Origin of the sequence: Haloarcula sediminis, from assembly GCF_035656455.1 — an archaeon.
GTDB lineage: Archaea > Halobacteriota > Halobacteria > Halobacteriales > Haloarculaceae > Haloarcula > Haloarcula sediminis.
Genome location: NZ_JAYMGA010000001.1, coordinates 986,972 through 999,389, shown reverse-complemented (window position 1 = coordinate 999,389; position 12,418 = coordinate 986,972). Strand labels below are relative to the sequence as shown.

14 protein-coding genes and 1 other RNA gene are annotated in these 12,418 nt (G+C 67.8%); 6 read left to right on the top strand and 9 right to left on the bottom strand.

Annotation, left to right across the window (positions count from 1 at the left end; genetic code table 11):
- Positions 1–57: 57 nt before the first annotated feature.
- Positions 58–696, top strand: coding sequence for an RAD55 family ATPase (locus VJ162_RS05415; RefSeq protein ID WP_324662898.1), 639 nt, complete (start codon positions 58–60; stop codon positions 694–696).
- A 56-nt stretch (positions 697–752) separates the two neighbouring features.
- Here the strand turns inward: VJ162_RS05415 and VJ162_RS05410 are convergent, their stop codons facing one another.
- On the bottom strand, positions 753–1,064 hold the full coding sequence (locus VJ162_RS05410; protein ID WP_324662897.1) for a DUF5798 family protein: 312 nt from the start codon (positions 1,062–1,064) through the stop codon (positions 753–755).
- Positions 1,065–1,189: 125 nt separating this feature from the next.
- Between VJ162_RS05410 and VJ162_RS05405 the strand changes: the two genes are divergently transcribed.
- A complete protein-coding gene (locus VJ162_RS05405) occupies positions 1,190–1,603 on the top strand; it encodes a DUF7548 family protein (RefSeq protein WP_324662896.1) in 414 nt (137 codons plus the stop codon).
- Positions 1,604–1,683: 80 nt separating this feature from the next.
- An RNA gene (gene ffs / locus VJ162_RS05400) (signal recognition particle sRNA) lies at positions 1,684–1,994 on the top strand.
- A 763-nt stretch (positions 1,995–2,757) separates the two neighbouring features.
- On the opposite strand, the gene VJ162_RS05395 is transcribed toward ffs, so the two are convergent.
- Genes VJ162_RS05395 through VJ162_RS05385 form a run of 3 tightly spaced genes read right to left on the bottom strand, consistent with a single transcriptional unit; the run spans position 2,758 to position 4,216 of the window.
- A complete protein-coding gene (locus VJ162_RS05395; protein WP_324662895.1) occupies positions 2,758–3,636 on the bottom strand; it encodes a mechanosensitive ion channel family protein in 879 nt (292 codons plus the stop codon).
- Positions 3,636–3,884 (bottom strand): YhbY family RNA-binding protein, encoded by a 249-nt coding sequence (locus VJ162_RS05390; protein ID WP_324662893.1) that lies wholly within the window; start codon positions 3,882–3,884, stop codon positions 3,636–3,638. Before VJ162_RS05390 ends, VJ162_RS05395 begins: the two co-directional genes overlap by 1 nt.
- Before the next feature lie 44 nt (positions 3,885–3,928).
- Positions 3,929–4,216, bottom strand: a complete 288-nt coding sequence (locus VJ162_RS05385) for a ribonuclease P protein component 4 (protein ID WP_324662892.1) — start codon at positions 4,214–4,216, stop codon at positions 3,929–3,931.
- A gap of 93 nt (positions 4,217–4,309) precedes the next feature.
- On the opposite strand from VJ162_RS05385, the gene VJ162_RS05380 reads away from it, so the two are divergent.
- Positions 4,310–5,359: a glycosyltransferase family 4 protein gene (locus tag VJ162_RS05380; protein ID WP_324662891.1), complete on the top strand. Its 1,050-nt coding sequence runs from the start codon at positions 4,310–4,312 to the stop codon at positions 5,357–5,359.
- Positions 5,360–5,365: 6 nt separating this feature from the next.
- Here VJ162_RS05380 and VJ162_RS05375 read toward each other — a convergent pair whose 3' ends face one another.
- Positions 5,366–6,694 carry an MFS transporter gene (locus VJ162_RS05375; RefSeq protein ID WP_324662890.1) on the bottom strand — a complete coding sequence of 443 codons (1,329 nt, stop codon included), beginning with the start codon at positions 6,692–6,694 and terminating at the stop codon, positions 5,366–5,368.
- 90 nt (positions 6,695–6,784) lie between these two features.
- On the opposite strand from VJ162_RS05375, the gene VJ162_RS05370 reads away from it, so the two are divergent.
- Positions 6,785–7,891, top strand: coding sequence for a glycosyltransferase (locus VJ162_RS05370; RefSeq protein WP_324662889.1), 1,107 nt, complete (start codon positions 6,785–6,787; stop codon positions 7,889–7,891).
- 2 nt (positions 7,892–7,893) lie between these two features.
- Here VJ162_RS05370 and VJ162_RS05365 read toward each other — a convergent pair whose 3' ends face one another.
- Genes VJ162_RS05365 through gatC form a run of 4 tightly spaced genes read right to left on the bottom strand, consistent with a single transcriptional unit; the run spans position 7,894 to position 11,223 of the window.
- Entirely contained in the window at positions 7,894–9,402 is a 1,509-nt protein-coding gene (locus tag VJ162_RS05365) for a deoxyribodipyrimidine photo-lyase/cryptochrome family protein (protein ID WP_324662888.1), read from the bottom strand.
- Between the two features lie 42 nt (positions 9,403–9,444).
- Positions 9,445–9,612, bottom strand: coding sequence for a hypothetical protein (locus VJ162_RS05360; RefSeq protein ID WP_324662887.1), 168 nt, complete (start codon positions 9,610–9,612; stop codon positions 9,445–9,447).
- A 51-nt stretch (positions 9,613–9,663) separates the two neighbouring features.
- Positions 9,664–10,944 (bottom strand): Asp-tRNA(Asn)/Glu-tRNA(Gln) amidotransferase subunit GatA, encoded by a 1,281-nt coding sequence (gene gatA, locus VJ162_RS05355; protein WP_324662886.1) that lies wholly within the window; start codon positions 10,942–10,944, stop codon positions 9,664–9,666.
- Positions 10,945–11,223 (bottom strand): Asp-tRNA(Asn)/Glu-tRNA(Gln) amidotransferase subunit GatC, encoded by a 279-nt coding sequence (gene gatC / locus VJ162_RS05350; RefSeq protein WP_324662885.1) that lies wholly within the window; start codon positions 11,221–11,223, stop codon positions 10,945–10,947.
- A gap of 226 nt (positions 11,224–11,449) precedes the next feature.
- Here gatC and VJ162_RS05345 point away from each other — a divergent pair, with 226 nt between their 5' ends.
- The gene (locus VJ162_RS05345; protein ID WP_324662884.1) at positions 11,450–12,418 is read left to right on the top strand and encodes a transcription initiation factor IIB; all 969 of its coding nucleotides are present in this window, start codon (positions 11,450–11,452) and stop codon (positions 12,416–12,418) included.

Here is a 12,418-nt window from a genome sequence, read left to right as displayed (position 1 = left end):
TCTATATGCGTGTCAGGGCCAGGTGGAGATAGTTCCGGTCCTATCGTCTGCCCGTCTATGTACGAACTAGGCCCCCCGTTCAGCGGTGTCGCGGTTCCGGAGGGGACGAATATCCTGCTTTCGGGACCCCCGCTGGCAGGCAAGCGCTGTCTGGCCGCGGAGACACTCGCCGTCGGTGCCCCGCGCGGCGACGGGACGATTATCGTCTCGACCCGCGACAGCGCGGCCCGGGTACGTGAGATGCTTGCCCCACTGGCTGGGGGGGACACCGAGGTCGCGGTCGTCGACGCGCTCACCCAGCACATCGGTCGGTCCACCGACGCCGACACGACCAAGTATGCCTCGTCCCCCCGGGACATGAGCGAGATCGGGGTCAAGTTCTCGGAGTTTATCCAGACGCTCTACGCGGAGCAACGCCGCGAGTACAACCGCGTCATGGTCGATTCGCTGACCACGCTGTTGCTGTATGCGAACCTCCAGACGGTGTTCCGGTTCCTCCACGTGTTCACCTCTCGCGTCGGGACCGTCGACGGTCTAGGGCTGTACACCCTCGAGTCGACGGCCCACGACGGCGAGACGACGAACACGCTCGAACAGCTGTTCGACGCCACTGTCGACATTGACGTCGACGGGACGGCGACGCTCACGCTGCCCGACGGCGACACCCAAACAGCGACACTCGACAACAGCGGTTGACACGAGCGACAGCCGCCACCTCGCTGTCACACAGCCGAAGCCGTCAGCCGGCTACGCTAGTCGGTCGTCTCGGTGGCGGACTGGCTCCCGGGTTCCGTCGGCTCGTCGTCGGCCGTGGCCTCGGCGTCCTCGATGACCGCATCGGTGAGGACTGCGTCCGTGTCGAGCCCCTGCTCCTCGGCGATGGCTTCGAGCAGTGCCCGCTGTTGGGCCTGCTCGTGGTCGATATCCCTGACGCGGTCGCTCGTCTCCTCGACCGTGTTCCGGAGCTCCTGTAGCTGCTCCTTTTGCTCGTTTAGCTTCGCATAGAGGTCGTCGGCCATATCGACGACTTTCTGTAGCTTCTTCGCGGTGGAACCAAAACCCATACCCGAGGTTGGTCCAGGGGCCATTTGCCGGTTTCGCTCGATGCTGTCCGGGGTGAGGACACTCCATCGCCCCGCGGGCGCAGTCGTAACGTCGCTGTTAAGACGCCCGCGGTCCCAGCGCCGGTATGAACGGGCTCCGGACCGGCCCGACGGTCGGTATCGTCGGGTGTGTCGCCTATTTGGTGGTCCTGGTCGTGCCGTATCTCATCGTCGAGACGACCAGTGCCGTCGGTGCGTACTACGGCGCGGGTGCGCTCTCGCCGGCCATCGCAGCCGTCTTCGCCCTGCTCAGTATCATCCTTCTGGCCGCCGGCCGCGAGGGGCGGACCGACCCCAGCCTCGCCGCCGGCGCCGCGCTGGTGCTTGGCGTCTTCGTCGTCGGGGTGAGCCTGCTGTGGGCGGCGACGGTGCCGACCAGCCTGGTGCTGGGACTGACCGAGTCGACGCTCATCGAACAGCACCGCTGGGCCGTGGTGGTCGCCGGCGCCCCCATCCCGCTTGGCGCCGTCTGGTTTGCCGCCGCGCTCGACCTGTTTTAGGCGGTCTGTGGGGCCGACGCGGCCGTCGCCCTGCGGTTTCCCAGTTCCGAAAGGCCCTTATGGGGCCGTGGCGGATTCCAAGATGGACTAGGTCGGGGGGTTTGGCCCCCCTCTGTACCCGCGGTATGGTCATCAGCGGGGACCGAACCCGGGGGCGTCCGGTCAGACGGACGCGGACCCCGTGAGCCAACGTGGAAGCCTCGTCCCACGGGGACGGCGGTCCGCGCGGTCGCATCTGCAGGGATGCGCCCGCGTGGTTAAACGATGGCACTCCGCCAGGCACGGAAGTGAGCAGCGGACCATCGAACACCCGTCGCTCGTGGGGTCGCGGGGTGGAGGAGGCAAACGGGATTACCCGCGCCCGAACGCCGGGCAATCCCGCTGTCCGTTCTACCACTCATTCAGTACCCACTTTTTGCACCTCACTCGCGCAGCTACGCTGCGCTCGTTCGGGCAAAAACTTGGGGAAAAATCGCGGCGTGCTCCTTTCGCGCCTGCGGCGCGGCAGTCCGCGCGCCGCGTTTGAATCGGCTCGCTCCGCTCGCCGGACATCGCTGTGTGCCTATTACAATACTATCGAGTGTCTGCCCGTCCCCGAATCGCGACACGGAGGTCGCTCCTGGCCGGGGCTGTTGCCCGACCGGGGTTGTCGTTTGGAAAACTCCGCTAACTCATCGGCTGTCGGACTACGGTGTGTGCCGGCGGCCACAGTCCTCACACCGGTAGACTGCTCGCCAGCCGCCACCGGTCTCGTAGCGCTTCGTGTACGCCTCGACCGCGCCGCACCCCGGACAGACTCTCGGTAGCTTCGGCCCGGGAGTTCCCATAGCCATCTCTTGACTATCTGGCACTGTAAGTGTGCAGCATAGCCGGTGCTGGCACTTGTCGGGGCCGCGAGCGCGCTCCATCGCGCGAGCCGGGGAAGGGCAGGCTCGTCGTAACGACTGAGAGTAGTACTGTGCTGTTTTCGAACATCCGGCAAGCGGAGCGAGCCGGTTCCACCGCGGCGCGCGGACTACGGCGCGCCTTCGGCGCGCCACAGGAGCACGCCGCGATTTTTCCCCAAGTTTTTGCTCGACTGAGGGCGCGAAGCGCCCGAAGGAGTTGCAAAAAGTGGGTGGCCGAAAAGTGGGTGGCCGAAAAGTGGGTGGCCGTTAGTCGTCCGCGGTAACCGCGCTGTCCAGCCCGGCCATCTCCAGCCCGCCGCCGATGGTGCGGTTGGGGTAGGGGATGGTGATGTCCGCCTCGTCGAACCGCTCTTTGACCGCTTTGACGAACTCACCGCGGGTCTTCACGAAGTCCGAGCGGCTGGGATTGTCAATCCAGATGCGGGCCTGCAGCCCGACCGAGGAGTCACCGAGTTCGGTCAGACGAACGGACGGGGCGGGGTCCGCGAGGATGCCCTCGTGGGCCTCGGCTTCCGCCATGATGATGTCGGTGGCCTTGTCGATGTCGTCGTCGTAGCTGATACCGAAGAGGAACTTCAGGCGGAGCTGGTCCTTGGCGACGGGGTTTTTGATGACGTCGTCGGTCAGGTTCGAGTTCGGGACCGTCAGGAGTTCGTTGTCGAAGGTGCGAACGCGGGTGACCCGCAGGCTGATGTCCTCGACGACGCCGGAGCTGTCGTCCCACTCGATCCAGTCGCCAATGCGGAACGGCTTGTCGGTGAAGATGAACACGCCGGCGACGAAGTTCTTCAGCACGTCCTGCATCGCGAAGGCGACACCCAGCGTGGCCGCGGCGCCGACGGTCGCAAGCGCCGTCAGGAAGTTGCCAAAGCCGGCCATCCCGAATGCGACGGCGACGGCGACAAACAGCATGAGGATACTGGCGACTTTCTGTATCGGTTTCCGGGCGTGGGCGTCGAGGTCGCGCCGCGCCAGCGACCGGTCGACGATAGGGGTCACAACGACCTTACCGACCAAGTAGACGACCACAAAGGCCCCGACGAACACGAGAGTGCTCGCTATCGTGTCGGCCACGCCGGCGGGGAGGAACTCACCGAGTATCGCAGCGATTGCAGGGACCTGCATCACCGCTCGAATACGGCCGTGTGCCCGCGGACCTGCACCACATCGGCCGAGACTCGGTCGGCGAGTTCGTCTGCGAGTTCCTCACTCGTCGTCCCGCCGCGGGCCGCACGCAGGAACTTCACTTTCACGAACTGGGTGTCCCCCAGCTGGCTGTCGAGTTCGTCTGTAACGGAGTCGACGCCTTTCTTGCCGACACGGAGCGTCGCGTCGAGGTCGTGTATCCGCTGGTCTCTGGATTTCGATGGCATACTACCACTCTACTGTGGAGTCAGTTAAATCCCGCACCAACGCGCTATGCGTAGGGATAGCGTGCCTGTGAGCCGCATTCACAGGTGACGACGACGTGGCCCGACTGGGTCCGAACCCGGGCGTTTGTACCGGGGACGAGGAAGGCATCACAGGCGCGACAGATGGAGTGTGCAAAGTCCCGCGGGAGGCGTAGTCGGTGGCGTTCGGCGATGCGGCGAGCGCGGCGGACGTACTCGCGGGCCCGCTCGTCTCGCCCCTCGCGGACGGCCTCGCGGGCCATCGACTGCAGCCGTTCGATGCGCTCGCGGGCGATGGTCTCCTCGTCGGTCATCGGCGGCACTCGGGCCGCGGGGGGCAAACCCCTTCCGGACGACGGCGACCGTGAGTCGGTATCGTTTTGCTCGCGGCCGGTGAGCGGCCGGTCGTGCGCGTCCTCAACTATCTGGAACTCGAAGACCGGCTCGACCGGTCCGGCATCGCCACCTCGGTCGACCACCAGCGCCGGGCGCTCGCCGACGCCGGCGTCGACGTGGTGACGGCGCCCTGGACCGACGGCCACCCGGGCTGGGCCGTCGGCGGGAAGCTGGCCTTCGACGACCCGGTCTTCGAGAGCTACGATATCGCCCACTGCAACATGATCGGGCCGGGGTCGGTCGCCGTGGCCCGCCACGCGAAGCGCAACGACATCCCGCTTGTCCTGCACGCTCACGTCACCCGCGAGGACTTCAGGGGGAGCTTCCGCGGATCGAACCTCGTGGCCCCGGCGCTCGGCGAGTATCTGCAGTGGTTCTACTCGCAGGCCGACCAGGTGCTCTGTCCCTCCGAGTACACGAAAGGCGTCCTCGAAGACTATCCCGTCGACGCCCCCATCGAGCCCGTGACCAACGGTATCGACACCGAGCCACTGGAGGGATTCGAGGGGTACCGCGAGGAGTACCGCGAGCGCTACGACCTGGACGGGATGGTCGTCTTCACCGTCGGCAGCGTCTTCGAGCGCAAGGGACTGACGACGTTCTGTGAACTCGCTCAGGAAACCGACTACGACTTCGCCTGGTTTGGCACCTACGACGACGGGCCACAGGGCTCGGCGGCGGTCCGAAAGTGGACCGGCGACCCGCCCGAGAACGTCACGTTCACCGGCTGGGTCGAGGACATCCGCGGGGCCTACGGGGCCGGCGACGTCTTCCTCTTTCCGTCGAAGGTTGAGAATCAGGGCATCGTCGTCCTGGAGGCGATGGCCTGTGGAAAGGCCGTCGTCCTCTCGGACATCCCGGTCTTTCGGGAGTACTACGAGGACGGCCACGACTGTCTCATCTGCAGCGACGAGGGGGAGTTCCGCGAGGCGCTCGAACGGCTCGAAGCGGACCCCGACCTGCGGGAGCGCCTCGGTGAGAACGCAAGGGAGACGGCCCGCGAACACGGCCTCGACCGCGTCGGCGACCGGCTGGTCGAGGTGTACGAAGGGCTCGTCTGAGCCCCCTCAGAGGTCTTCCGCCGGCCTCGCGGCCGTCGGCTCCGTTCGCGTCGTACGCCGCCAGATGAGCGCCACGAGCGCGGTCCCGACCAGGACGAGTCCACCGGCGACGCCGAAGGTGAGCGTGAAGCCGTAGCCCCCCAGCCACCCGCCCAGCACCGACCCGACACCAGTCGCGAGCCCGGACAGCGCGGTGTAGAGCCCGAGCGCCTCGCCCCGTATCGTCGGGGGTGCGAGCCGGGTGACGATGGCCGCGGCGGTGATGGCGACGCCGGCCCAGGCAACCCCGATGGCGGCGAAGACGACCCCGTTGGCGAGCAGTCCGAGGACGGCGCCGGGGACAGCGAGGCCGACGACGGCGACAGCCGGGTGGAGCACTGCCCGGGCCAGGAGGCTCCCGGTATGGAGGCCGACGGCGTCGTACCGCTCGGCGAGTCGGCCCGCCAGGCCGTAACACAGCGCCGAGCCCAGGCTGGCGAGCAGATACAGCGCGAAGACGACGCCGGAGCTGTAGCCGAGCGTGCCGGCCAGATACGATGGCAGCGGCCCCCAGAACACGCCGAAGCCGGTGAACGCGGCCACGACGGCGACGAAGTACAGCGACAGCGACGGCGTGAACCGGCCGGCGACCTCGCGGGGGTGCAGCGACCGGGTGAGCCAGTAGAGCCGGCCCGGGCCGACCGGGAAGGTCGCGCTGCGCACCGGTAGCCGGCGCGAGCGAGCGAGTGCGCGGGCGATGCGGCTCGGGCGCGGCTGTGTGTCGGCGCTCGGGTCCGCGGGGAGCCACCTCGCAGCGAACACCGCCGCCAGGGTCGTCACCGCGACACAGGCCCACAGCAGCGTCCGCTGGGCGGCGACGACACCGAGCGGGGCCGAGAGCAGTCCCGTCCACGCCAGCCCGAGGACGAGTCCGCCCGCCCAGCCCCAGCCCTGGTACCGGTTGAGCGTGGCGAAGCGGCCGGGCCAGTCGCGCTCGGGGGTGCCGACCGTGACCAGGAGGGTAAGCACCGGGGCGGCCGCGCCCGCGGCGAACCAGAGGACGGCGTTGCCGGCGATGACCACGGGGACAGAGCCCGTCGCCGAGACGAGCGCGATAGCGGCGGCGGCAAGCCCCAGCGCGGCGAGGACGAGGGCTCGGCGGTTCCCGCCGCCGTCGGCGAGTCGGCCAAACAGGAGCGCACCGGGCGCGCCGGCCGCGGCGGCGGTCCCGGCGAGGACGCCCAGCAGGAGCGTGCTGCCGCCGATGCTGACGAAGTAGAGCGGAATCAGCAGCGAGGTCGCGCCGAGCGCGACCGACCCCAGCGCCCACGCCAGCAGCCACCTGTCGGAAGCCATTGGCTCATGCTCAGCCCCGTCGCTGAAAAACACACCGCTCCGGTCGGGCAATGGCAAGGGTTTAGCCGTTGGTCTGTCTATGCCGTCGCCATGGCACTGCCGCAGGTCGCCGCCTTCACTGACACCTATCTCCCGACAGTCAACGGCGTGACCTACACGGTCCAGACCTGGCGCGACCACTGGCAGGCCCGCGGCGGCCGCATGGACGTGGTCTACCCGCAGAGCGACCACGTCCCCGTGGCCGGGGAATACCCCGTCCGGAGCCTCTCGTTCCCGTTCTACGAGGGGTTCCGGCTCGGGATGCCACAGATTCCGAGCAAGGTCCGCGACGCCGACGTGGTCCACGCCCACACCGCCTTCAGCCTCGGTATGGCCGGCAAGCGACTGGCCCGGAAGATAGACGTGCCGCTGGTCGCCTCCTACCACACCCCGACCGGCGAGTACGCCGAATACGTCTCGAAGACGGATATCGTCGAGTCGGCCGTCCGGTCCAGCGCCGAGCAGTACGAGCGGTGGTATCTCGGCGGCGCCGACCGCATCGTCACCCCGACCGAGCGGACCGCCGAGTACGTCCGGGATACCATCGGTGCCGAGACGGCCGTCGAGGTCGTCTCAAACGGCGTCGACACGGACTTTTTCGCCCCGCCCGAGGCGAGCGACTTCCGGGACCGGTACGACCTGCCAGAGGGGCCGCTGGTGGGCTACACCGGCCGCCACGGCCACGAGAAGTGCCTCGGCGATATCCTCACAGCTTGTATGGGACTGGACGTGACCGTCGTCTTCGCCGGTGACGGCCCGGCCCGCGGGGAACTGGAGGACGCGGCCGCGACCAGCGACCTCGACGTCCGCTTTCTGGGCTTTCTCGACCGCGAGGAACTCCCCGAGTTCTACGCGGCGCTTGACGTCTTTGCCTTCCCGAGCCCGGTCGAGACCCAGGGGCTGGTCGCGCTGGAGGCCAACTGCTGTGGCACCCCGGTCGCCGGCGTCGACGCCGGGGCGCTCAGCGACACCGTCGTCGACGGCGAGACCGGCTACAGCTACGAGGAGGGCGACATGGACGGCTTCCAGCGGGCCATCGAGCGGGTGCTCGACGAGCGCGCGACGCTTCGGGACCACTGTCTGGCCCGACGGGACGCGGTCAGCATCGACCACGCCGTCGACCGGCTGGCCGAGGTGTACGAGTCGGTGCTACGGTAGGGTCAGAAATCGGAGAGACTGGCCTGGCCGCTGTCGTCCCCGCCGTCGTCGGTCCGGTCCCGGCCGCGACTGGAGAACGAACAGCGCCGTCGCACTCGCGGGTCCGACAGCGCCTCCTTCGCCCGGTCGTCGAGCGCGGCGTAGTCCGCTCTCGCGGTCGCGGCCTCGTGGTCGTACTCCACGACGGGGTAGGGGTAGTCCGTCCCGATATCGACGCCGCAGGCGTCCTGCACGCCGACCGGGGTCTTCTCCGGCCGAGCGAGGTGTTCGTCGGGTAACTCGCGCAGCTCGGGGACGTACTCGCGGACGAACTCGCCGTTGGGGTCGTACTCCCGGACCTGCTTTGCGGGGTCGTACACCCGGACCGGGTGGACCCCTGTCAGATTGCACTGGGACTGCCACTGCGTGTAGTTGATTGCGGGGTCGGCGTCGACGAGGTGGTAGTACATGAAATCGGCGCCGGGTTTCCACCACTGCTTGAGGACGTAGACGTAGAAGGTTGCGACCAGAGCACGCATCCGGAAGTTGATATAGCCGGTTTCGGTCAGGGCCCGCATCGCGGCGTCGACCATCGGGAAGCCGGTGCGGCCCTCCCGCCAGGCCCGGTCGAGCTCGGCGTCGTGCTCGTCGCGGTAGAGCCCGCGGAAGACGGGGTTGACCGCGCGTTCGGTCCAGCCCGGCCAGTCGGCCAGTTTCTGGTGGTAGTGGCGGTTCCAGTAGAGCCGCGAGGTGTACATAGACCGGCCCCGCGAGTCGGGAGCTGCCCGCACCCGCTGGTACACCTGTCGCTCGGAGAGACAGCCAAACTTCAGGTACGGGGACAGTCTGGACGAGCTGGCCTGGGCCGCTGCCGGCGGCGAGACGACGCCCGGATACTCGCCGAGCCGGTCGACGAACCCCGAGAGCCGTTCGGTGCCCGGGACTGTCCCGCCCCGTGGGACGCCGGACTTTTCGGGGGCAACGCCGTGACGGCGCTCGACTTCGTCGACGGTCACGTCGCTCGCGATGGGGTTCGACGGGAGCGACTCGGGCCGCGGGTGCTGGTCGCGTTCGAAGTACGCTTCACACGACTCGTCCCACCCCTCGCGGGTGTCGACGGCGACGGTCCCGTCCGCGTCGCGCTCGTCCGGCCAGCGGAGCCCATCGTCCGCGAAGGCGGTGACGCCCTCCCGTCCCAGCAGCGCCCGGTCGCGTTCGAGCCCCCGCTGGGCGGTGGCGTCGCGGTTGCAGTAGACTACCCACTCCTCGTCAAGCAGGTCGGCCAGCCGCTCGCGGGGGTCCCCCGACAGCAGCGCGAGGTCGCTCCCGAGGTCGCGGTACTGCCGGCGGAGGTCCCGCAGCGATTCGTGGCAGAACCGGAGGCGAGCGTCACACGCCAGCCCGTCGTCGCCGTAGTATCGCGGGTCGACGACGAACACCGGCGCCACGCGATCGGCGTCGGCCGCCGCTGCCAGGGCGGCGTTGTCGACAGTGCGCAGATCGGCGCGGTGCCAGACGACGATGTCGGTCACTGTCCGGGATAGGGGCCACCGGCGTAAAAACGGCGGTGGCGGCTACGACGAGTACGACCGGCCGATAGCGAAGCCAAACCCCATCATGGCCCCCAGCACGAGGCCGAAGACGAACTCACCCGTCGCGACGCCGTAGATGCTCCCGAGACCGGTCCCCGCGGCGACGGACTTCGCCACCAGCGGCCAGCGCACGAAATCAAGGGCACTCACACCCCGACAGAGAGAGTCGGCCGGTAAAAACGTACCAGTTCGTCCCCGCCTCTAGGCCAGCGCGCTACCGGCCCGGATAATCGTCTTCTCGCCAAATGCGGGCCCGACGAGCTGGAGCCCAACGGGGAGCCCGTCGTCGGTCTCGCCGGCCGGCACCGAGATGGCCGGCAGGTTCGCCAGGTTCACCGGCGTCGTGTTGGCGTCGGCGAGATACATCGTCAGCGGGTCCGATAGGCTCTCGCCCCGTTCCATCGGCGGGACCGGCATCGTCGGCGAGGCGAGCACGTCGGCCTCGGACAGGGCCTCGTCGAAGTCCTGTTTGACCCACGCGCGGGCGTCCTGGGCTTTCTTGTAGTACTTGTCGTGGTAGCCCGCCGAGAGCGCGTAGGTGCCAAGCAGGACCCGGCGTTTGACCTCTTCGCCGAAGCCCTCGTCGCGGGCCCCCGCGAACGATTCGTTCCAGTTGCCCTCGCCGCCGCTCTGGCCATACCGGACCCCGTCGAAGCGGGCCAGGTTCGAGGACGCCTCGCTCATCGCGATGACGTAGTAGGCCTCGACGGCGTGTTCGACGCTCGGGAGGTCGACCTCGTGGTAGCTCGCGCCCTGGGATTCGAGGTCGTCGATGGCGTCCCAGAACGTCTCGACGACGCGCTCGTCGGCCCCGTCCAGTAGCTCCGTCGGGACGCCGATTGAGAGCCCGTCGACGTCGCCGTCGGCGGCGTCGGCGAACTCGTAGTCGGAGCCGTGCTCGCGGGCGTCGCGGGTCGTACCGTCGCGCTCGTCGGGCCCGGCGATGACCTCCAGTAGCTCGGCCGCGTCCTCGACGGTGGGGGCGATGGGGCCGATCTGTTCTAGGCTGTTGGCGTAGGCCACGAGCCCGTACCGGGAGACAAGTCCGTAGGTGGGCTTGATGCCGACGACGCCACAGAAGGCGGCGGGACAGCGGACCGAGCCGCCCGTGTCGCTACCCAGCGCGTAGTCGGCGTCGCCGGCGGCGACGACGGCGGCGGACCCGCCCGAGGAGCCACCGGGGACCCGCCCTTCGGCGGCGGGGTTCTCGACGGGGCCGTAGGCCGACGTCTCGGTCGTGGTGCCCATCCCGAACTCGTCCATGTTGGTCTTGCCGGGGATGGTCGCGCCGGCGTCTTTGAGCCGCTCTACGACCGTCGCGTCGTAGGGCGGGACGTACCCATCGAGCATCGCGGAGCCACAGGTGGTCTGGACCCCTTTCGTGGAGATGTTGTCCTTGACGGCGACCGTCTTTCCCGTCAGCGGTCCGTCGTCGGCCCCCTCGATGGTGTCCGTGGCGATATAGGCGTTGTAGTCGCCCATCTACGACACCTTCGGTCCTTTGAACTGCCCGGCTTCCGAGTCGGGGGCGTTTTGCAGCGCTTCCTCCTGGCTCAGACACTCCCGGACCTCGTCGGGACGCATCACGTTTGTCAGGTCGGCCTCGCGGTTGGTCTCGGGCACCTCGTCCAGTGCCTCGAACGCCGAGAGGATTTCCCCGAACTGCTCGGTGAACCGCTCGACCTCCTCGTCGTCTAGGTCGATGCGGGCGAGGTCGGCGATGTGGGCGACCTCGTCGCCGTCGACAGCGTTGTCGCTCATGGGGGGTTCGAGTACTGGCCCGGCGGTAAGCGTTTCGGAACCGTGAGCCCAACTATTTAGGGTGATTCACCATGCAACAGTATTTTGGGCTGTAACCGCGAACGCTGGTTCGGATAAGCGAATCGTAACTTTGTGATTCGGGAAAAGTTTTAAGTTGCTCAGGCTACAACAGAAGGATACAAGAGACGTTTTTCGGGTCTCCAGACCCGCCTGTTCGCCCAAACCAATGACCGATACCACCATCCGTCGATACACGAGTGAGCGCGAAACCGAAGAGGAGCAGGCAGAGGAAGACGAATCGCTGGTCTGTCCCGAGTGTGGCGGCTCGTTGCTCTCCGACAGTGAACGCGGCGAGACTGTCTGTGAGGACTGCGGCCTCGTCGTCGAGGAAGACGAGATAGACCCCGGCCCCGAGTGGCGCGCGTTCGACTCCAAAGAGAAAGACCAGAAGTCCCGCGTCGGCGCGCCGACGACGAACATGATGCACGACAAGGGGCTGTCGACCAACATCGGCTGGCAGGACAAGGACGCCTACGGCAACTCCCTGTCCTCGCGCCAGCGCGAGAAGATGCAGCGCCTGCGGACCTGGAACGAGCGGTTCCGCACCCGTGACTCCAAAGAGCGCAACCTCAAGCAGGCCCTGGGCGAGATAGACCGCATGGCCTCGGCGCTTGGCCTGCCCGAGAACGTCCGCGAGACGGCCAGCGTCATCTACCGGCGGGCCCTCGACGAGGACCTGCTTCCGGGCCGGTCGATCGAGGGTGTCTCGACGGCGTCGCTGTACGCCGCCGCACGCCAGGCCGGTACGCCCCGCTCGCTCGATGAGATAGCCAACGTCTCCCGCGTCGGCAAGGACGAGATCGCCCGCACGTACCGTTACGTCGTCCGCGAACTCTCGCTTGAAATCCAGCCCGCCGACCCGGAGAGCTACGTCCCCCGCTTTGCCTCCGATCTGGATCTCTCAGAGGAGGTCGAGCGGCGCGCGCGCCAGCTGCTCCAGAACGCAAAGCAGGAGGGCGTCCACTCGGGCAAGTCCCCGGTCGGACTCGCCGCCGCCGCCGTCTACGCCGCCTCGCTGCTGACAAACGAGAAGGTCACACAGAGCGAGGTCAGCGAGGTCGCCAACATCTCCGAAGTGACGATCCGGAACCGCTACCACGAGTTGCTGGAAGCCGAGGACAGCGTCCACCCGTAA